This is a genomic window from Botrimarina sp., from assembly GCF_040219535.1.
In the GTDB taxonomy this organism is placed as follows: Bacteria; Planctomycetota; Planctomycetia; order Pirellulales; family Lacipirellulaceae; genus Botrimarina.
This window is the reverse complement of record NZ_JAVJSH010000016.1, coordinates 151,657-171,861: the sequence shown is the minus strand read 5'-3', so window position 1 is coordinate 171,861 and position 20,205 is coordinate 151,657. Positions and strand designations below refer to the sequence as shown.

The 20,205-nt window shown below is 69.4% G+C and carries 16 protein-coding genes and 1 pseudogene; 7 read left to right on the top strand and 10 right to left on the bottom strand.

Translation table 11 applies throughout. From position 1 onward, the window contains the following. The first annotated feature begins 166 nt into the window (after positions 1 to 166). On the top strand, positions 167 to 490 hold the full coding sequence (locus tag RIC11_RS08595) for a cupin domain-containing protein (RefSeq protein ID WP_350210295.1): 324 nt from the start codon (positions 167 to 169) through the stop codon (positions 488 to 490). 173 nt (positions 491 to 663) lie between these two features. Here the strand turns inward: RIC11_RS08595 and RIC11_RS08590 are convergent, their stop codons facing one another. From RIC11_RS08590 to RIC11_RS08575, 5 genes and pseudogenes are all read right to left on the bottom strand, one after another. After that, on the bottom strand, positions 664 to 1,005 hold the full coding sequence (locus tag RIC11_RS08590; RefSeq protein ID WP_350210293.1) for a hypothetical protein: 342 nt from the start codon (positions 1,003 to 1,005) through the stop codon (positions 664 to 666). A 2-nt stretch (positions 1,006 to 1,007) separates the two neighbouring features. Further along, positions 1,008 to 1,235, bottom strand: a pseudogene (locus tag RIC11_RS20715) (REP-associated tyrosine transposase); the annotation flags it as partial. Positions 1,236 to 1,326: 91 nt separating this feature from the next. Then, complete coding sequence (locus RIC11_RS08585; RefSeq protein ID WP_350210291.1) at positions 1,327 to 3,429, bottom strand: protein kinase domain-containing protein; 2,103 nt, start codon at positions 3,427 to 3,429, stop codon at positions 1,327 to 1,329. Beyond that, positions 3,386 to 4,150, bottom strand: a complete 765-nt coding sequence (locus RIC11_RS08580) for a PP2C family serine/threonine-protein phosphatase (RefSeq protein WP_350210290.1) — start codon at positions 4,148 to 4,150, stop codon at positions 3,386 to 3,388. Before RIC11_RS08580 ends, RIC11_RS08585 begins: the two co-directional genes overlap by 44 nt. Before the next feature lie 209 nt (positions 4,151 to 4,359). After that, the gene (locus RIC11_RS08575; RefSeq protein ID WP_350210288.1) at positions 4,360 to 5,043 is read right to left on the bottom strand and encodes a vWA domain-containing protein; all 684 of its coding nucleotides are present in this window, start codon (positions 5,041 to 5,043) and stop codon (positions 4,360 to 4,362) included. Positions 5,044 to 5,506: 463 nt separating this feature from the next. On the opposite strand from RIC11_RS08575, the gene RIC11_RS08570 reads away from it, so the two are divergent. Then, complete coding sequence (locus RIC11_RS08570; protein ID WP_350210286.1) at positions 5,507 to 7,807, top strand: serine/threonine-protein kinase; 2,301 nt, start codon at positions 5,507 to 5,509, stop codon at positions 7,805 to 7,807. Between the two features lie 463 nt (positions 7,808 to 8,270). Here RIC11_RS08570 and RIC11_RS08565 read toward each other — a convergent pair whose 3' ends face one another. The 3 genes from RIC11_RS08565 to RIC11_RS08555 form a co-directional block, all read right to left on the bottom strand. Further along, on the bottom strand, positions 8,271 to 9,728 hold the full coding sequence (locus RIC11_RS08565; protein ID WP_350210284.1) for a Gfo/Idh/MocA family protein: 1,458 nt from the start codon (positions 9,726 to 9,728) through the stop codon (positions 8,271 to 8,273). 153 nt (positions 9,729 to 9,881) lie between these two features. Beyond that, the gene (locus RIC11_RS08560; protein WP_350210283.1) at positions 9,882 to 10,664 is read right to left on the bottom strand and encodes a hypothetical protein; all 783 of its coding nucleotides are present in this window, start codon (positions 10,662 to 10,664) and stop codon (positions 9,882 to 9,884) included. 253 nt (positions 10,665 to 10,917) lie between these two features. Further along, positions 10,918 to 11,310, bottom strand: a complete 393-nt coding sequence (locus RIC11_RS08555; protein ID WP_350210281.1) for a hypothetical protein — start codon at positions 11,308 to 11,310, stop codon at positions 10,918 to 10,920. A gap of 397 nt (positions 11,311 to 11,707) precedes the next feature. Between RIC11_RS08555 and RIC11_RS08550 the strand changes: the two genes are divergently transcribed. From RIC11_RS08550 to RIC11_RS08540, 3 genes are all read left to right on the top strand, one after another. Then, entirely contained in the window at positions 11,708 to 12,583 is an 876-nt protein-coding gene (locus RIC11_RS08550) for a type III secretion system chaperone (RefSeq protein WP_350210280.1), read from the top strand. Positions 12,584 to 12,886: 303 nt separating this feature from the next. Beyond that, positions 12,887 to 14,065 carry a S1 family peptidase gene (locus RIC11_RS08545; protein ID WP_350210278.1) on the top strand — a complete coding sequence of 393 codons (1,179 nt, stop codon included), beginning with the start codon at positions 12,887 to 12,889 and terminating at the stop codon, positions 14,063 to 14,065. Between the two features lie 416 nt (positions 14,066 to 14,481). Next, complete coding sequence (locus RIC11_RS08540; RefSeq protein WP_350210276.1) at positions 14,482 to 15,255, top strand: hypothetical protein; 774 nt, start codon at positions 14,482 to 14,484, stop codon at positions 15,253 to 15,255. Positions 15,256 to 15,332: 77 nt separating this feature from the next. Here the strand turns inward: RIC11_RS08540 and RIC11_RS08535 are convergent, their stop codons facing one another. Both RIC11_RS08535 and RIC11_RS08530 read right to left on the bottom strand, forming a co-directional pair. Further along, positions 15,333 to 16,148, bottom strand: coding sequence for a spondin domain-containing protein (locus RIC11_RS08535; RefSeq protein WP_350210274.1), 816 nt, complete (start codon positions 16,146 to 16,148; stop codon positions 15,333 to 15,335). A 291-nt stretch (positions 16,149 to 16,439) separates the two neighbouring features. Then, complete coding sequence (locus RIC11_RS08530) at positions 16,440 to 17,051, bottom strand: RNA polymerase sigma factor (RefSeq protein ID WP_350210272.1); 612 nt, start codon at positions 17,049 to 17,051, stop codon at positions 16,440 to 16,442. A gap of 486 nt (positions 17,052 to 17,537) precedes the next feature. On the opposite strand from RIC11_RS08530, the gene RIC11_RS08525 reads away from it, so the two are divergent. Together RIC11_RS08525 and RIC11_RS08520 are read left to right on the top strand one after the other, a co-directional pair. Next, positions 17,538 to 19,022, top strand: coding sequence for a circularly permuted type 2 ATP-grasp protein (locus RIC11_RS08525; protein WP_350210270.1), 1,485 nt, complete (start codon positions 17,538 to 17,540; stop codon positions 19,020 to 19,022). Between the two features lie 111 nt (positions 19,023 to 19,133). Beyond that, positions 19,134 to 20,126: an alpha-E domain-containing protein gene (locus RIC11_RS08520; protein ID WP_350210268.1), complete on the top strand. Its 993-nt coding sequence runs from the start codon at positions 19,134 to 19,136 to the stop codon at positions 20,124 to 20,126. Positions 20,127 to 20,205: the final 79 nt, after the last annotated feature.

Below are 20,205 nucleotides of genomic sequence, written 5' to 3'. Positions count from 1 at the left end.
CACTGCGGACCTAGACGTGACGCCCATCGCAGAAGGCGAACCTTCCGACGCGCGGCAGCGGCCAGCCTCCTTTTCGGAACTTCAAACCTGCACGATGGCCGCTCCGTGATCGGCGGCGTTCGGCGGCCAAACGGCCCGCACTCCACACGACAAGGAGACCTTTTCAATGGCCATCCCCCATGCGCCGCCGGGACAGGCGATCGACATCCGCCCGCTGGGGCCGGAGCTTTCCGCGGCGGTCACGAAAACGCTCATCAAGACCGACCGGCTCGAAGTGATCCGGCTCGTCGTGCCGACGGGCAAAACCATCCCGCCCCACAAGGTGGCGGGCGCGATCACGGTACAGTGTCTCGAGGGGCGAGTCGAATTCACGGCGCTAGGCGAAACGCGGGAGATGCACGCAGGGCAGATGCTGTACTTATCCGGCGGAACCGAGCACTCCGTGAAAGGGATCGACGACGCATCCTTGTTGGTAACCATCTCGCTGTGACGCGCCGAACGATGCGAGACACCCAAGTCGCGGAGTTTCGGAGTGCAGGCTCCGCCCGACTCCCTTCCTTCCGAACGAAGCTTCGTAGGTCAGGCTTCGCCTGACGCGTTCCCACTCCGGTCAGTCTTGTTCTACCTTCAGGATCGTTTGCTCGTCCGGCGCCCATTCGAGGTCTACTCGCCGGTCGTGGCGTCCATCCCCGTCAGCCGCTGTTCCAAAGCACTCGACGCGGGGCCGCAGCCCCACTGCTGTGGATAGACGCCTCGCCGCACCCAGCTTTGGAACGACGAGGCCGGCCACTCACCCGGGCACGCGACGAGACCGTGCTTCACGGGGTTGTAGTGCACGTAGTCGAAGTGCCGCTCGAAGTCTTCATCATCCTCGATCGTGTGCTCCCAGAACCTCGGCTGCCAGACCCCGCGCCGGCGTTCTCTTTCCGTGCGGTCGTCACGGCGCGTGTCACGCCGCCTGCCGCCAGCCACCCTTTCGTGAACTCTTTCTTGATGTACGCCCATCGAGCTGGGTAGGAGTCGTCGCCGGGAGGGAGCGTCCAGATCGAGTGCAGGTGGTCGGGAAGGACCACGATCGCATCGATCCTAAACGGCAACTGTGCGCGACAGCGGCGGAAGCAGTCTCGCAGGTGGTTCAATGCCAAGTCGGTCGCCAGTATGGGGGCTCTGTCATGCGTTACGACGGTGTAGAAGTAGGTTCCACCGGGCACTCGTGCGCGGCGGTAGTTGGGCATGCTGTGCTCCCTTGGCTAGAGCGGCTGTGGAACGCTTGTTGGATGGACGTGCGTCAGGCACAGCCTGACCTACTCTGTAGATGATCGTCGCCTACCGCATCACAAGCCACAGCAGCGCGCCGATCGTTGGCGCGAGGAGGCCCGCGGCGACGAGCACGCCGACCGATTGGTTCAGCTTCCGCTCCCACGGGCTGCGGGCGGCTTCGGCGGTTTGGCGGTCGCGGGCGAGGCCGCGCCATTGCTCGAGGTACTTCTTGTAGCGCGACAGGTCCTTGTCGAGCTCCGCCTGCGCGGCGAACGCCATCGCGCGCATCTGCCGCGCGCCGCGGAGGATCTTGCGGGCGAGGCTGATCTTGAAGCGGCGCGTGGCCTCTTGGCGGTCGGCGTTGAGCTCGGCCTCGCTGCAGCCCTCCTCGGGCTTGTACTCGAACCGCTCGGCCATCCGGTCGCGCCAGGCGATCATCTCCATCGTCACGGCCGGCGTGAGGCCGGGCACGCCGGTCAGCAGGTCCTTCTGCACCTGGAAGGCCGAGTCGATGCCGTACGACTGGAGGATGGCGATCTGCTGCGGGGTGAGGCCGGGGATGCGGCGGCGGTAGTCGCGGATCGCGTAGCTCTTGAGGTGCTCTTCGCGTTGCTCGATGCGGAGCTGCTCGAGGATGGTCTGGAGGTCCTCGGTCTCCGACTTGTAGCGCTCCACGCCGGTCGACACGCTGGCCGCGTAGGCCTCGTATTCTTGGCGGCGGCCGTCGTGCGCGGCGGTGATCGAGCGGGCGCCGACGCGGAGCTGCTGGAGCTTCTCGTCGAGCTCCGCGTCGCGGCGGTCGACCTCTTCCCGGCGCGAGCGGCCGGCGCCGGCGAAGGCCAACGCGCCGGCCGTGGCGAGCGACCCGGCCGCGCCGACGGCCAGCACCGGCCAGTAGAACGCGCCGGCCAGGCAGAGCCCCGCCGAAGCGATCCACCCGCCCGCCAGGTAGTCGGCCGCGCCGAGCGGCGGCGCCTTCTTGGGCTTCACCAGCAGCGGCAGCTTCGGCAGCTTCAGCGCGCCCGAGGGGATCTCGGGGAAGTGGATCGCCTTGACCTTGGCGAGCTGCTCGTCGAGCGCGGCCAGGCGGGACTCGCTGGAGCCGTCGGCCAGCGCGACGTTGAGGAAGAAGGTTGGCCCACCGGCGTTCTCGATGCGGCACCACGGGCAGTCGAGCGAGGCCGACGCGTACACGTGGGCCGGCTCGAACTGGCACGACTGGCGGTGGCGGATCACCTTCTCGAGCTCGGCGACCCACTCCTCGGGCTGCGGCCGGAGGGCCTTCTCGTCGGGCGTGCGGAACGCGCGTTCGAACAGCTCGCCGATCGTGGGGGGCAGGTCGTCCATGCCGAGCGTGGCCGGCGGGGGCTCGACCTGGGTCTCGGCGGTGTGCTTGGAGTACGCGAAGCGTCGCTCGGCGATGGCGCGCTCGATGGTCATGTCCCCCTCGCCGAGGAACCGGCCGGCGAACGGGTGGCGGCCGACGAACAGCAGGTGGAAGACCAGGATCGCCAGGCCGAACGCGTCGTGGTTGGGGGTGCGGTCGACCTCGATGAGCTTCTGCGACTGCAGCTCCGGCGGCGTGAAGTGGGGCGTGCCGACCGGGCAGCGGAACACGTGGCCGCGGTGCTTCACCTGGAACGAGTCGCAGTCGATCATCCGCACGCACATGCCGGAGTCGACCAGCAGGTTGCCTTGGTTGACGTCGCCGATGACGATGCCGCGCTCGTGCATCGTGGCGAACGCCGCGGCCAGGTTCCGCGCGGCCAGCACCAGGTGGCCCCACTGCGCGTGGGGGAAGACCCGCGTGCGGGCGGTGGTGCCGTACAGCTCGTGCAGCGCGTGCGCGTCGGCGACCTTGTCCATCAGCAGGCCGCGCACGCCCTTGGTGCGGGGGTCGAAGAGCAGGCCGCGGGGCCACGCGGCGATGGTCATCACGTCGGTCGCGCCGAGGGTGACCAGCTTGCGGAGCTTGCGGTCTTGGCGCTCGGGCAGGGGCGACTTGTGGTAGACCTTGGCGACCAGCTTCGGCGCGCCCTGCACGTCGAATACGGTCCCCTCGCCGCCCGAGCCGATCGCCTCGCCGAGCGGGACGACCTGGTCGGACGCGTCGTACAGCAGCGGCTTATCGAGCGGCTGCTTGAGCAGCGAGGACGACGGTCTTGTCATCGTCGGAACGGGATTTCATCGAATCGGAATCGAGCAGCCGCGCGAGCTCGGGCGCGAGCGCGGCTGGGTCGGCGGCAGAGCGTAGCACGTTGAACAACGGGTCGAAGAACGGCGCGTGGGGCGTCCGCTGTTCGAACGATAGAGCCAGCCTCTCGATTCCGTCCGTCAGCAGGGCGACGTCCGCAAAGTCTCCCTCGACCGCGGCGAACCGGAGGTTCCGGTCTAGCGGGTCGCCTGTCAGGAAGACCGTGGTGTTCGCGTACTCGCCCGAATGTGGCCAGAATACCACGCCGAGCACCCCGCCGCGACGCGCAACGATCGCGCCGTCGCCGATCTGCAGGAACGCCGCGTGCCCCGGCGACAGGCAGGCGAGGCAGAGCGTGGTCGCGTACTCGCGCGGGCTCTCGCTCCGCAGGTCGGCCAACTGCTCGATCCGGAAGCGGGCCTCCCGGCACCAAGCCAGGGCCTCTTCTTCGGTGAGGCCCTCGAACGAGCCCTGGTGGGCGTCGTAGTAGGCGGTGGCTAGCTCGACGACCGCTTCGCAAGCCAGCCGCGAGCCGTCGTCCGACCGCGAACCGGACCCCGCGCCGTCGGCCACGCACGCGACCAGCGACGACTCGCTCAGGCGCGAGAGCTCGCGCGTGAGGCAGCTGTCCTGGCACGGCGCGCCGGTCTTCTCGTGCGACGGCCCGGCGACACTCGCGGAGATGCTGCGCCACATGGGGGAGGGACTAGGGCTTAGGGACGGGGGAGGAGGGACGGGGGACGGGGAAAGCGCTGGCGCGTTGCTTGTGATGGGGCTTTGGAGGTTATGAGCCGGCGCCGGATCGTGACTAAGAAACGGGTTGGACTTGTCGCAAGATGCTTTCCCTCATCCCCCGTCCCCCGTCCCACGTCCCACGTCCCTCATCCCTCGTCCCGCGTCCCTCATCAAATCGCCGCCCAGCCAGAGGGGCCGCTGGTGGGGTCCTCCAGGGCGACCGCGTCGCCGGGGCTGGACCGCGACACGGCTTGCTGCGAGTTGGAGAGCCACGTGAACAGCTCGGCGAACTTCAGCCCCATCAGCCACAGCGGCTTGCGCGCGGAGATCTGCTTGAGGACCTCCATGTTCGCCCCCTCGACGCCCACGGCGAAGAAGCAGAAGGCCTTCTCTTTCTCGCCGGCCCCGACCTTGGAGCAGACCGGCTGCCAGTGGTCGTTCGGCTCGCCGTCGGTGATCAAGAAGATCCACGGGCGGTAGTAGGCGATGCCGTTTGCGCGGTACTGCTCTTTGCGCTGCTCGACCATGGTGATCCCTTCAAGGATCGCCTCGCCCATGGGCGTGCCGCCGATCGCGTCGAGCCGCGGGGGCTCGAAGTCCGGCGCGGTGACGAACTTCGTCTTGCGTTCGACGCGGCCGCCGAACGTGACGATCGCCACCTCGACCCGCTTGCTCGCCAGCGGGTCCTTCATCAATTCTTCACGGTAGATCTTCAGCCCCTTGGAGAGCTCGATCAGCTTCATGCCCGACATCGAGGTCGACGTGTCGACCAGCAGCACACAGGGCACCCGCGGCTCGGGGTTCTCGGCGAACTCGACACTGCTAAAGGCGCTCTCGGCGCTGAGTTGGTCCATCGCGTTTGTTATCCCCACGCGGCTTGTGGCGGGCGCCGCCCCCCGGGTCTTGCCCCTAGGGCCCTAGCCTGGGTAATGCGGCCGGTTTAATCAACGCCGTAAACGGCGAATTCTCGTTGCGCTCCCGTTGGATCAACCGGCGCCACGTCGCGAGCGCCTAGTCGGCTACGAAACGAAACCAGTCCGCTACGAAACGAAACTTGAGCCGAACGCGCTAGCGTCGGGCGGTCGGAGCACGGCCCGCTACGCCTGGTTCGCCCGCGGCTAGCGCCGCCGGCTCAAGCAGTCACCTTGGCGGGCGTGGCGGGCTCGGCGGGCGTGGCGCTCTTGGCGTGTTGGCGGCTCCCTGCACAATCCGCGAAAGTGCTTGCTAGGAAACGGTTTGGGACCTGCGGCGCGATACGGTACGATTGCCGAGTCGGCCGTGTGGCGGGGGTGATTCGTCCATTTCGGGAGCATCTTGATGGACTCGCCCGATTTAGGGGTCGAAACCTCTAGCCCCCTGCCGGCGGCGCCGCCCCTCGCGGCGGTCCCGCTCGCGGAGGACGACCCGACCGGGCGGATCGACGAGTTGCTCGAAGCCTGCCTCGCGCAGTTCCTGCCGCTCGCGCCGGTCGCCGATCCAGGGCGGCTCCGCGACCACCTGCCGGCCGACGCGCCGCAGTACGCGGCGTTCCTGATGGCCGAGATGGTCAAGCTCGACATGGCCGCGCTCGCCGAGCGTGGCGTGGAGCCGCGGCTAGACGACTACCTCGACGCCGCGCCCGACCTGCTGCCGCGCGACCGCACCCCGTTCGACCTGGTGATCGAAGAGTTCCAGCTCCGCCGCGAGCTGGGCCACGACCCGAAACGGACCGAATACGCGGAGCGGTTTCCCCAGCACGCCGACCTGCTAGAGCGATTCAGCTGCAACGCCGAGACGGTCGCCGCCGCCGGCAAACCGGCCGCGCCAGCCGAGCTGGCCCCCGGCGACCGGATCGACGACTTCGCCGTTGTCCAGCAGCTCGGCCGCGGCGCGTTCGCCCAGGTCTACCTCGCGCGGCAGCTCTCTATGCAGCGCCTGGTCGCGCTGAAGGTGTCGGCCGGCAAGGGGGACGAGCCGCAGGCGCTCGCGCAGTTCGACCACCCGAACATCGTGCGGGTGTACGACCAACGCGCGATGGACGACGGCGCCACGCACCTGCTCTACATGCAGTACCTGCCCGGCGGCACGCTGGCCGACGTGGTCAAGCGCGTGCGCTGGAACGGCCCTTCGCTGCGCAGCGGCCGGATGCTCCTCGAAGCGGTCGACGACAACCTGCTGAGCGCGTCGCAGCAGCGGCCCGAGGATTCGTCGCTGCGGGAGTGGCTGGCGGAGGCCAACTGGCCCGTCACCGTGGCGTGGCTCGGCGTGCAGCTCGCCCACGCGCTGGACGAGGCCCACCGCCGCGGCGTGTTGCACCGCGACGTGAAGCCCGCCAACGTGCTGCTCTCGCCCGAGGGCGTGCCCAAGCTGGCCGACTTCAACGTGAGCTTCGCCGGCGCGGCGGGCCGGGCCGGCGCGGCGGCGACCCTCGGCGGCTCGATCGGCTACATGGCGCCCGAGCACCTGGCCGCGATCGGCGGCCAGCCCGGCGCCACCCCCGAGGGCGTGCGCGAGCGGGCCGACCTGTACTCGCTGGCCGTGCTGCTCTGGGAGCTGTGGCAGGGCCGGCGGCCGTTCGCCACCCAGGGGCAGGCCGACTGCTGGACGACCGCCCTGCGGCAACAAGCCGACGCGCGCGGCGAGCCGCTCGTCGAGCCGGAGCGGACCCGCGCGGGCGGTGTGGAGGACCCGAGCGAGCGCGTGCTCGAAGGCACGCTCCGCCGCACGCTCGACGCGGACCCCGACCAGCGCCCGGCGACCGGCGCCGAGCTGGCCGGCCGCTTGCAACTGGCCTTGCACCCCGAAGCGGCCGAGCTGTTCGACCCGCCGTCCGACTCGTGGCGCGCGTGGCTGTTCTCGCTGCCGGCGATCCTGCTGATCGCGCTCGCCACGCTCACGCCGAACATCGCCGCGGGGCTGTTCAACTACTTCTACAACGAGCGCGAGATCATCGGCCTGCACCCGGAGATGAAGCGCGACTTCGTGTGGCTGTCGACCTGCGTGAACGCGACGTTCTTCCCCCTCGGCGGCGCGATCGCCGCTTGGGTCGGCGTGGCGGTCGCGCGCGCGGTCCGCCGCGCGAAGCGCCGCGAGGGCGCCCGGCCCGACGACCTGCGGCGGCTGTTCTTGCTCCCTTACCGCGGCGCGTGGATCGGCGGCGCGTTGTGGGCAGCGGCGAGCCTGATCTTCCCTATCGTGCTGTCGGTCCTGCACCCGGCCTTCCCCACGACCGAGGCGGCCCACTTCTGCCTGTCGCTCTTGGTGTGTGGCGCGGTGGCGGCCGTGTACCCGTACTTCTTGCTGGTGACGCTGGTCACCGCGGTGTACTACCCGCGGGTCGTGCGCCAGTCGATGACCGACCCGGAGTTCGACGCGCGGGGCGAGGCCCTGCGGCGCGACGGCGAGCGGTTCCTCGCGGCCGCGGCCGTCATCCCGCTGGTGACGATCCTGCTGTTGGTGGGCCACGGCTCGGACAGCATGGCCGACCTGATCGTGTACACGGTGCTCACCACGCTGCTGGGGCTGTTCGCGTCGTTCCACGCGTACCGCTACGTGCTCGGCGTGTGGGCGCGGATCCGCCCGGTGCTGTCCCAGCGCCGCAAGGCCGGCGCCCCGGACGTTTGGGACTCGATCGGGTGAGGGAGGCGCCCGCGGATGACGCGGGCGGAGGCGGTAGGCTGTAGGCTGTAGGAAAAGGTGGGGCGCCAACCGGCGAAGCCGATTCGCACCGCTGAGTTGGATTGCGAGTCGGCCGTGGCGGCGCGTTGGTCCTCGGCGCCGGGCGCCCGACGGAGTGCAACCTCTGAGCCTCGGGCGTCAGCCCGGGGAGCGTGCGACTGTACCGCGCTGGCTACCGGTGCCGCGCGACGCGCTCCCCGGGCTAATGCCCGAGGCTCGGGAGTCTTCGCTTGGCTGTTCTCGTCGGGCGATGAAACGGCCAAGCCGTCGGGCGATGAACCGGCCAAGCCCGTTCGCACAATCAAGGCCAGCGCTGGACCCGGGCGCATGATCGGCCGTGGTGCGATTCCGCTGCGCGGGATAGCGCCCTACATTCGCGCACGCCGCCCCTTCGGGCGCCGGCCTGGGAACGCCGCGCGGGGCGTCAGGCGATCTCGGGGATCGCGTACTTGTCGCGGTAGTCGCGTTTGACGATCTGCTGGGCCGCTTCGGGGAGCGCGCCGCGGACGGCGCCGGTGTTGGGGTCGACGCGGATCGTGTCGCTCATCACGAACGGCGCGCTGTCGACTTGCAGGCCGTGGTCCTCCATCCAGCCACGCACCGCGCCGAGCGTGCGGCCCCACGCGGACTCTTCGCCGGCGGCGGAGAGCGCGTCGTGGCCGGGGGCGTCGTCGCCGGCGAGGAAGGCCAGGTTGCCGTAGTGGCACCAGGCGGTCGACGCGTGGCCTTGCTCGAGCGGCGCGTTGAGCAGGCTCGGCTCGTTCTCGCGCACGGCCTTCACGAAGTTGCCCGCGTGGTGCGGGTGGCCCGAGTCGCCTTTGAAGCGGCGGATCACGTTGCCTTGGCGGTCGTACGCGACCCCCTTACCGCGTTGGCCCTCGTAGTGGCCCCCTTCGGCGTAGACCACGTAGCCGGACTCGACCCCTTCGATCATCGGCTTGGGCTTGCCCTTGGGGGCGGGGAGGTTGTTGACCACGCAGGTGACCGGCGTGCCGCCGCAGTCGAGCAGCATCGCGTGGACGTTGGGCGTCTGGCCGGCGTCGTCCCACACGGCCCGCGCGCCCAGCGCGACGGCCGAGCTGGGGAAGCGGACCGAGTCGCGGAACACGACGTTCCGCACGTCGTCCAGCAGGTGCACGCCCCAGTTGCCCATCTCGCCGTCGCCGGTGGTCCAGTCCCAGTGCCAGTCGTAGTGCAGCTCGTTGCGGTACAGCGGCTGCGGCTGGCTGGGGCCGAACCAGCGGTCGAGGTCGACCGAGTCGGAGACCTGCAGCGGCTCGGCGCGCTTGCCAATCGGCCCGCGCGGTCCCAAGCGGCAAGCAACCACGCCCTGGATCTCGCCGAGCGCTTTCTCCTCGTGCAAGAAGCGCTTGATCTCCCCTTGCATCGGGTCGCTGCGTTGCTGCGTGCCGATTTGGGCGATCTTGCCGGAGCGCTCCACGGCGGCGAGGAGCTGCTCTTGTTGCCACATGTCGTGTCCGAGCGGCTTCTCCACGTACACGTGCTTGCCGGCTTGGACCGCGTGGATCGCGGCCAGGCAGTGCCAGTGGTTGCACGTGGTGACGACCACCGCGTCGATCGACGGGTCGGCGAGCAGGTCTTCGTAATTCGTGTGCCGCGCGGCGACGTTGTGCTTGGCGGCCTCGGCGTCGACCCGCTCGCTGTCGACGTCGCACATCGCCGCCAGGCGCACGCCCGGCACGGCCGCGAACGCGTCGGCCATCTTCTCGCCCCGGCCGCCCATGCCGATCATCCCCACGTTGATCCGCTCCCCGGGCGTGGAGAGGGCGCGGTCGGCTGCCAGCGACAACCCGCCCGAGGCGAACGCCACTCCGCCGAGCGACGCGGATTTGAGGAACTGGCGGCGGCTGGATCGGAGCATGACGAGTCGGGGGTCCGGAGAAGAGGTTGGGCGGTTCGTGAGCCTTTTCGGCTCCCCAGTCTACTCCGGCGACGGTTGAAAATCAGCCGAGGGCGGGAGGCCGCCGCGGGTGCTAGCGGCCTCCCGCCCCGGCGTGCAGCACGACTGGAGGCCTCAGAGCCGCTGGGCGACCGCCTCGGAGTTCTCCGCGTCGAGGCCGAAGCTCTCGAGCGCCGAATCGATCGACGACGGGACCGACTCGCCAGGCGCGGCGGGCTCGACGGGCGCGACGGGCTCGACGGGCTCGACGGGCGCGGCGGGGGGCGCCGCCTCGGCGAGCGGCTCTTCGGCGATCGCCTGTTGCGGGATGTCTGCGCGGCAGACCAGGTGCAGGTTGTTCGCCTCGTCGGTCTCCATGTAGCGGTCGCACGCGTCGATCGCCACGAGCAGCTTCTGGAAGCCGACCGGCGCGCCGCCATTGGCGCCCATCGCGAGCGCTTCGGGGGGGAGCGTGATGTCGACTTCGACCGTCGCGCCGGCGGGGATCTCGGCGATCTTGACGGTGGCGGTCGGGTCGCAGGGGCGGATCGGGCCGAGCAACGCGACGAGCGAGACCGACACGTCGCACACGGGGCGCCCGGAGTTGTTCGTGACCGCGACAACGAACGTCGGCGGGCACGACGGGTCGCCGGGCGCCTCGGTGAGGGCGGCCAGGCAGAGGTCGCCGAACTCTTCGCCGGGCAGCACGAACGAGCCGTACGGCGAGGCGACGACCGTGTCCGGGCGGCCGAGCGTTTGGCCCTCGAGCGGGCCGTAGCGCATCAGCAGGTCGAGCACGTGCTCGCAGCCCGGCGCGCCGGTCAGGGCCGAGTGCAGCGGCTGCCCCGGCAGTTGAGCCGCCGCGGGGGCGCCGATCACGGCGACCGCCAGCAGGGCGAAGGGCTTCGTGAGGTTCATCGGTAAGTCTCCTGTTTGTCTCCGCGCGAGGGGGGGCGGAGGTGGGGATTAAAAAAGGCCCGGCGACCACGTCGCCGTGTGTCGCCGGGCCGAGGGGAGTTGGGGAGTCCGCCTGACGGGGCGGCGAAGCGAGCTAGGGCGTGTCCGGCGGGCTGCCGCGTGGGGATCGGCTCGCCTTGGCCCGGAGAGGTTTCGCTTGCCGCCGCGTGGGGCGTCGCTCCTTGAAAGTGGGAGTCGGTCGACGCGGGGGGGCTCAGTAGCAGCCCCAGTAGTGCGTGATCACCGGGGCGCAGTAGCTGTAGCAGCGGACGATCGGCCGGTGGCAGTAGTACGGCTGGCAGTAGTTGTAGCAGTGGCCGAACGAGCGGTAGCCGTAGCCCGAGTAGCCGCCCCAGCCCCGCCATCCGCAGCTGCGGTAGCCGCCGAACCGCCGGAAGCAGGCCTCGATGGCGTCGGTCTCTTCGCCGGCTTCGGCCGACAGGCCGTCGACGTCGACCCCGTCGAGGTCGAACTCTTCGATCGCGATGTCGGCCGAGGCGATCGAGTCGACGCTGGCGGTCGAGAGCTCGTCCATCAGGTCGCCGGCCTTGGCCGAGCCGCTGACGAGGACCATCGTCGCGAACAGGAAGGTGACTTGCTTGAGCATCGTCGTGTCTCCGGTGCGGCAGTGGGTGGGTGAAAGGCCGTCGAGGAGCCTGCCGTGGTCTCGTCGTGGCCGGTGAGAGCCGTGTTTGCGTCTCTGCCGGACCAAGCGACGGGCCGCGCGATGCGTTACCGAGGCGTTCTCGGATTTTTTTGTTTTGCCCACGGATCCCACGAATCGACGCGAATCTCGGGAAGCGAGCCGTCGGCTTCGCCTGGCGGCGCTACCGCATCTGGATTCGGGCGAGGCGGGTCGGCGGCCCCCCCACGCGCGCGGCGCGGTTTGATTGGCGAGGGGTCGCTCGATTCGCGGGCTGTCTATTGCGCGTAACAAAGCAGCGACGGCGCCGCTGGGGAGATTGGCCCAACCCTATCCCCCACCTGCTAACGCGGAGTCCGCCATGCGACGCTCCCTCTGCCTCGCGCTGCTCGCCCTGCCCTTGTCCGCCACGTTCGCCGCGGCGGGCGAGGACGATTTGTTTAGCTCCGTCGCGGTCGAGTCGGTCTTCGCCGGCTCGGCGGCGCGCTCGGCGGGCGAGCCGACGGCGGCCAGCGCCGACGCCGCTGTGCGGGTGACCAGCGCGGCGCAGCTCGCCGAGCTGTGCCGGTCGATCGGCATGAAGCCCGAGCGCGTCGACGCCAAGACCGTCGCCACGACGCTCGCCCACGGCGAGTGGAAGATCCCGCTCACGCTCCGGGCGGCGGTCGACCGCGACCGTGTCGACCTCGTGCTCGGCCTCGCCACCCGCAAAGACGCCGACGCCTGGAAGTCCGACAAGCTGCTCGAGCTGATCGCCGCGCCGGACACCGGCGGGGCGTACTTTGCGCTCGACCGGACCAAGAACCAGCTCCAACTGCGGCAGAGCCTGCCTGCGCGGGCGCTGAGCGGGGCGGAGCTGGCGCGCGAGCTGACCGAGATGGCCGAGCTGGCCGTGTCGCGCGAGTCGGCCTGGTACACCGAGGAGAAGAAGGCGGAAACCACGGCGAAGACGCCCGATAGCCGGCCGGCGACGCTCGACGGCTCTTGGGTGGCCGACCTCGGCTCGGGCGAGGCGTTCGCTATCCGGCTGGCCGCCGGGCGGTTTGCGCTGGCCCACGTGAAAGCGGGCCGCACCACGACTTCCAAAGGGAAGGCCGAGCAGGCGGGCGACCGGCTCAGCCTGGTGGGCGACAGCGGCGTGACGATCCGCGGCACGGTCTCGGGGGCTACCTCGGCCGGCTTCGAGCTGGCCCTCGCTAGTGGCCGCAAGCTGTCGTTCAAGAAAGCGGGCAAGTAGCGGTCGCGGCCACCCTCGGTCCAACCGAAGCGATTCGTAACCGGAGCCGAGGGCAGATGCCCTCGGAGTGCGCTTACGTCGAGGCTCGCTGAGCGGGCTGGTGCGACGCTCCGAGGGCTGATGCCCTCGGCTCCGGTGTCTTTTGGCTTGGCTGATCTCCGCTGCTCGGCTTTGAGCCGATTCCGCTAGCGGCTTGTAACACCCGGCCTGGCTCTCCGCTGAGTCTTTCAGAACCCAATCAAGGCCGCGGCCCAAACGAAGCCGCGGCGGCCAACCCAAGAACACGACCCGGAGGCCCAAGCCATGTCCCGTTTCAGCCCTCAAGTCCGATCCCTCGCTCTGGCCCTCGGCGTGCTGCTCGCCGCCGGCGGCTCTGCCTTGGCCGACGCCGATAACTACCGCCGGGCGCTCGACGCCACGACATGGGTCCTCTCTAAGAACAGCGAGGGGACCTCTAGCGGCACCGGCGTGCTGGTCGACAAGGAACGCAAGCTGGTGATCACCAACGCCCACGTGGTCGGCGACAGCCGCAGCGCGGTGGTCTTCTTCCGCGACCTCAAGGACGACCGCCCCGTCGTCGAGAAGGCGCACTACCTGGAGAACGTCCGCAAGCTGGGCGTTCGGGGCCGGGTCGTGGCGGTGGATCGCAAGCGGGACCTCGCGCTGGTGGAGCTCGATAAGTTGCCCGAATCGGCCGCCGCCCTCGAGCTGGCCGAGGAGAGCACCTCGCCGGGCGTGTCGATCGACTCGATCGGCAACCCCGGCGCGAGCGAGGCCCTGTGGGTCTACACGTCCGGCAAGGTGCGGAGCGTGTACCTGAAGCGGTTCCGCACCGGGGCGGGCGAGCACGAGTTCACCGTCGTCGAGACCCAATCGCCGCTCAACACGGGCGACTCGGGGGGGCCGGTCGTGGGGCCGGACGGCAAGCTCGTCGGCGTGGTCCAGGCGATCAGCAAGAAGGGCTCGTTGATCAGCTACTGCGTGGACATCACGGAGGTCAAGGAGTTCCTGGCGAGCGACTGGAAGCCGGCCCCCCTGCCGATCGCCGACGTGCTCGACAAGACCGACCTGGGCGCCACGCAGCACGAGACGGGCCACTTCCGCGTCGAGGTCGCCGCCGAGGGCGACGCGAAGCAGGAGGTCTTCATCACCAAGGAGACCGAGTACTACGGCCGCGCCGACGTGCGGAAGATCTGGAGCCTGGCCGCCACGCTCGACGCGGACCCGTCGGCCGACACCATGCGGCGCCTGCTCGAGCAGTCGGCCCGCACGAAGCTGGGCGGCTGGTCGATCGAGCAAGACACGTCCGGCAAGCGGCTGCTGATCTACGTGGTCAAGATCGACGCGACCGCCACGCCCGACTCGCTGGCCAGCGTGATCAAGTACACCGGCAAGATCACCGCGGCGATGAAGAAGGAACTCGAGCCGAAAAAGGCGAAGGCGACCGCCAGCGAGACCCTCGCTAGCTGGCTCGCCGACTGACGGGCCTCGGGCCTCGGGCTTCGGGATTCGGGATTCGGGATTCGGGGGCTTGGGCTTCGGGCTTCGGGGGCTTGGGCGCGGGATTTGTCCCGAGGCCTGAGGCCCGAAGTCGGAAGCCCCACCAAACCTTGGGTTGGCCCGAGAGGGGGCGCTTCGGCCGGAGACGGCCGGGGCGTCCCCTCTCGTATTTTTGGCCCACGAATCGAGCGGATCCTCGCGGGTCCAGGCCCCTGGCGGCTAGCCGGGGCGTCGGCGGCGACGCCCGGCCGATTCGCGTCGATTCGCGGGTTTTTCGAGATCTTCGAAAAAGCCGGTAGCACCGTCGCGGCGCCCCCGCTTGGCCTTACAGACGGGGACAACAAGCCCCGCAGCCAACCCCAACGAATCGCTTACCCAAGCCGAAAGGAACCCAAGCCATGTCTCGCTCGCTCACTCGCCCGACGCTCGCCGCCCTGTCGATCGCCCTGACCGCGCTGCCGGGCGCCGACGCGAATGCGTTCGGCTGCGGCGGCGGGGGCGGCGGACGCAGCTCCGGGCGGCTGTCGATCGCCTACAGCCGTAACGTGCCCCACATGCGGTCGCACGCCCCGAAGCAGAACTACCACCACACGCCCAGCTACAACCACAACGTCTACCAACAGCCCGTCTACCAGCAGCCCGCCTACCAGCCGCCGCAATTCCAGCAGCAGCCCCAGTTTCAGCAACCGCAGCCTCAGCAGCCGGCCATCCAGCAGCCCGCCGTGCAGCCGCGGATCGTGCAGCAGCCCGCCCAGCCCCAAGCCGCGCCGCAGCCGTCGGCTCAGCAGTCGGCCCAGCAGTCGGCCCAGCAAGCGGCCCTCGACGCATTGGCCTCGCTCGGCGGCGGACAGGCGACGGCGTCGATCCCGCAGTTTGCCCCCGCCCCGCAGCCCGACGCCGCCGGCCACATCGGCGCCTGGACCGCCACGCTGCCGGGCGACAACCGGGTCGAGCTGGTGCTCAACGCCGACGGCACGTTCAAGTGGACGGCCAACAGCAAGGGCAAGGTCAGCACCTTCGACGGCGTGTTCACCGTGACCGACGGCCGGCTGACCCTGGTCCGCTCCGGCGACCAGCAGCAACTGGCCGGCGCCTGGACAGCCGAGGGGGCGGGCTTCCGCTTCAACCTCGGCGGCGACGGGGACAGCGGCCTGTTGTTCGCTCGCGGCTGAGCCGAGGCCCGGACCAACAACGCACGAAGGGCACGAAGGGAAACCTTCGTGCCCTTCGTTTGTTTGGCGCGGGCGGCTCAGGCCCTCCTTCGCCGGCTAGCGGCGACCAGCGACATCGCCGAAACGAGCAGCGCTACCCCGGTCGGCTCGGGAACGATCTCGAAGCCGATGCGGATCACGGGCGTGTCGGCGCTCAGCAGGCCGGCGTCGAACGTGTAACCCGCGGCGGTCTCGAGGCCGTCGAACGCGGCCAGGTCGGCGAAGTTGAAGGTGACCGGATCGTTCTCGTCTTCGCGCTGCGCGTTGTTCCCGACGACGAGGAACGCGGCGTTGAGGGGGTTCTCGGTCTCGGAGCCCGCGTCCCAGATGCGGCTGGCGTCTTCGACGATCTCGTTCAAGATCAAGTTGCCGTCGGCGTCGAACACCTCGAACGCGAAGGGGCTATCGTTGCCGAGGAAGTGGTCGTTCGACGGGACCACCATCGTGGCGAACGTGAAGTAGCGGTTCGCGGGGTCGATTTCGAACACCGCCGACGCGACGTCCCCCGGGCGGAACGGCGGGATCTCTGGCCCGAGCACGCTGCCGAGGTCCGCGTCGGGCTCGGCCGCCTCGAAGGCTGGGAACCAGGTCGCACCCGACCCCCCTTCGGCGATGCTGACGATCGGCGCGTCGGCGATCGACGCGGCGCCCAACAGCGGCGCCGGCGAGCCGACGTCGAACGCGTCGAACGTGCCGTCGCCGAAACCGAACCGCAGCGGTGCGATCGCCACGCTACCCGCCGGCGCGAGGTTCTCGACCGTTATCCGCACCTGAACGGCGGCCGCATCGTCGGTCGCCCAAAAGGCCGCCGTGAGGGCGGTCGCACCTAGCAAGCTTTTCGCGCTGAATCTCATTCTGCTTCTCCTCGTCCGGGTGTCGCTTAGCGCCGCGGCGACCATCGCCACGACCGTCGTAGCGACAGTCGAACGCGGAAAAGCCGAGACACAAGCAACTTCCGCGCGCCGCCGCCGCGGAGGGTGAGGTGGGGCACAGAAGGCGAGAATCAACCGCCGATCAGCGATGCTTGGCCCGCTCGGCTCTCCAGGATCGAGAACCACCCAGACACGAGAGACACGGATGGAAGCCCTTCACGGGCATACCCTTCTTCGTGCCCTTCGTGCCTTCGTGGTTCTCTTTCGCCGCGCTCAGTCGCGCGAAGGCCGCACGTCTTCGAGCTGCTTCTCCAACAGCCGCACGCTGCGGGAGAGCAGCACACGCACGGCCACGTCGGTCTTGCCGAGTTTGGCCGCGATCTCTTTGGTCGGCATGCCTTGGCCGTAGCGCATCTGGATGACGGCTTGCTGCTCTTCGGACAGGCCGCCGACGGCCTCGTGCATGCGCTCGACCCGCACGTCGCGGCTGAAGGCAGCGCTGGGCGAGGTGATGCTCGCGGCGAGGATCGCCTCGATGCCGCCGCCCGCGTCGTCGCCACCCGGGCCGTGCAGCGACTGCCGGCGCCCCGCGTCGCGACGCTGCGCGCCGAAGTGGAAGCGGTGCGCGTCGATCACGCGCCGGCGGGCGATCTCTTGCAGCCACTGGACCGGGTCGTACTGGTCGAGCGGCGCGGTTTCGAGGCTCGACAGCGCGGTCGCCGAGACCTCTTGCACCAGGTCGTCGGGCTCCACGACCGACAACAGCCGCTCGCTCATGATCGACCGCACGAAGCCGGTCAGCCGCGGCCGCTGCGAATCGATAAGCAGGGCCAGGGCCTCGCCGTCGCGCCGGCGGACACGCTCGACGAGTTCTTCCTCGGTCATCGGCTCGGCTCCGGAGGCATCGGCGTGGCAAGCCGGGGCATGGTAATCGATCGAGCGAGCCGCCTGAACAACAAGGCCGAAGTGGCTAGTGAGCCAAGCTCAGCGGCGCCGCTGGCGAGGCGGTTCGAACGCCGAGGCTGCTTGGCACAGCCGTTGCCATTCAGACCAGCGAGACAGCCTGGGAAGAACGGCTCCCCGTCGTCGAATCGGCGTAAGCGGCGGCGAAAACCGGTCGAAGGCTCCGCGGCGCGGCGCGATTTTGCGGCGCCGGCTGCCTAAATGCTGCGCATCCAACGCCTTTTTTCGCAACACGCCTCGATCCGGGGGCGGCCCGACCATTAGGCTGCGGGGGAGCTTCGGCTGCCGACGGGTCTCTCCGCGATGCTCACCGCTTCGGGTGGCCGACGCCCGCTGACGCGCCCGGCAGGCCTCGACAGCCAGCCGCCGCAGCCGCCCCCCGACCGTCCCTTACCTGGGCCACCGCGCATGTATCAGACGCAAGGCTTCGACGAGATGTTCACCCGCGACGGCGAGCCCCAGGCGCCGTGCCGGGCGTTCGTGGACCGGCTGCAAGAGTTCACGATCGACGAGCTGAAGAACCGCCAGATCGCCGCCGAGCTGCACCTGAACAACATGGGGATCACGTTCAACGTGTACGGGCACGAGGCCGGTGTCGAGAAGGTTTGGCCCTTCGACGTGCTGCCGCGCATCATCGGCGACGACGACTGGCGCCTCGTGGAGGCGGGCCTGAAGCAACGCGTCACGGCGCTGAACCTGTTCATCGACGACATCTACAACGACCAGCGGATCATCGCCGACGGCGTCGTGCCGATGCACCTGATCCAGAGCGCGTCGAGCTACCGGCCCGAGCTGCGCGGGTTCAGCCCGACGAACAACGCTTGGTGCCACATCAGCGGCGTCGACCTGGTGCGTAACCGTGATGGCACGATCTACGTGCTGGAGGACAACCTCCGTTGCCCGTCGGGCGTGAGCTACGTGCTCGAGAACCGGGAGATCATGAAGCGGACGTTCGCCACGGTGTTCCAAGGGATGAGCGTCGCGCCGGTCGACCAGTACCCCGAGCGGCTGCTGCAGACGCTGCTGGACTGCGCGCCGCCGTCGGCCGAGCGGCCGCAGGCGGTGGTGCTCACGCCGGGCGTTTACAACTCGGCGTACTTCGAGCACACGTTCCTCGCGCAGCAGATGGGCGTGGAGCTGGTCCAGGGCGTGGACCTGGTGGTGAGCTCGGACGACGTCGTCTACATGCGCACCACGCAGGGCATGCAGCGGGTGGACGTCATCTACCGCCGGATCGACGATGACTTCCTGGACCCCGAGTGCTTCCGGCCCGACTCGATGCTCGGCGTGCCGGGGCTGCTGCGTGCGTGGCGGGCGGGCAAGGTAACCCTGGCCAACGCTCCGGGCACCGGCGTGGCCGACGACAAGGCGGTTTACGCGTACGTGCCGGAGATCATCCGCTACTACCTGAGCGAGGAGCCGCTCCTCGAGAACGTGCCGACTTACACGTGCTGGGAAGAGAAGCAGCGAGAGTACGTGCTGTCGCACCTGCACGAGCTGGTCATCAAGCCGACCAACGAGTCGGGCGGCTACGGCATCGTGCTCGGGCCGCGTGCGTCGGAGGCGGACCTCGAAGCGGTCGCCGAACGGATCCGGGCCAAGCCGCGCGAGTACATCGCGCAGCCGATGCTCGAGCTCTCGACCGCGCCCACGCTGACCGACGGGGACCTCGAGCCGCGTCACATCGACCTGCGGCCCTTCGTGCTCGCCGGCAAGGACATCTACGTGATGCCCGGCGGGCTGACGCGAGTGGCTCTGGTGAAGGGGTCGATGATCGTCAACTCTTCCCAGGGTGGCGGCAGCAAGGATACCTGGGTGCTGCGCGAGTCCAACGGCCACGGCGCGGCGAACGGCCACACGCAGCCCGCGACGGCCCAGCCCTCGACGGCCTAGCCCTCGACGGCCTAGCCCCCCGCGCGCCGGCCGCCGTGGTCTTGCCGCCCCGGCGCGCCGCCCTGACCAGCAAGCTCCTCAACCCGCGCCGCCCCGCCGGCGCCGAACAAGATGCTCAGCCGCGTCGCCGAATCGATCTACTGGATGAGCCGTTACGTGGAACGCGCGGAGAACGTCGCGCGGTTCATCGACGTGAACGACAACCTGACCCTCGGCGAGGGGGTCGACCTCGTCGAGCAGTGGGCGCCGCTGGTCTACACGACCGGCGACCAGGAGCTGTTCAAGGAGCTCTACGGCGAGCCCCACCGCGACGCGGTGCTGAGGTTCCTCGCGTTCGACCCGCGCAACCCCAACAGCGTGCTCTCCTGCGTGTCGGCCGCGCGCGAGAACGCCCGCAGCGTGCGCGAGTCGATCACCACGCCGATGTGGGAGCAGATCAACAAGTTCTACCTGATGGTCCAGCAATCGGCGCAAACCAGCCGGTTCATAACCGAGCCCAACCAGTTCTGCGACATGGTCAAGCACGCGAGCCACACGCTCGTCGGCGCGACCTACACGACCATGTCCCACGGCGAGGCTTGGCACTTCTCGCGCGTCGGGCGGCTGATCGAGCGGGCGGACAAGACCTCCCGGATCGTCGACGTGCAGTATTTCCACCTGCTGCCCGACGTGACCGACGTGGGCACGTCGCTCGACGTGGTCCGCTGGAGCGCCCTGCTGCGGTCCGCCAGCGCCCTGACGATGTACCGGCGTGTGCACGGGCGGATCACGCCGGACCGGGTGGCGGACTTCCTGATCCTGGACCGGGATTTCCCCCGGTCGATGCGGTTCTGCCTGATGCGCGTGCAGGAGTCGGTCTGCGAGATCACCGGCAGCCGCCCCGGCACGTTCCGTTGCCACAGCGAGCAGCTCGCCGGGCGGCTGCGATCGGAGATGGATTACACCAGTATCGACGACGTCGTCCAGCAGGGTATGCACGAATACATCGATCAGTTCCAGCAGCGGCTGAACCAAATCGGCGGCGGGCTGCACGCAGACTTTTTTACGCTGGAACGGGATGTCGATACCTGGCGCCAGAGCCAAACTCAACGCATGCTTCCCTGACCCCCCCGCCGCGACAACCGGCCCATCCCGCCGCCCTCCCCCGCCCGCCCCACCCGGCGGATCCCGCCCTGCCGCCAGA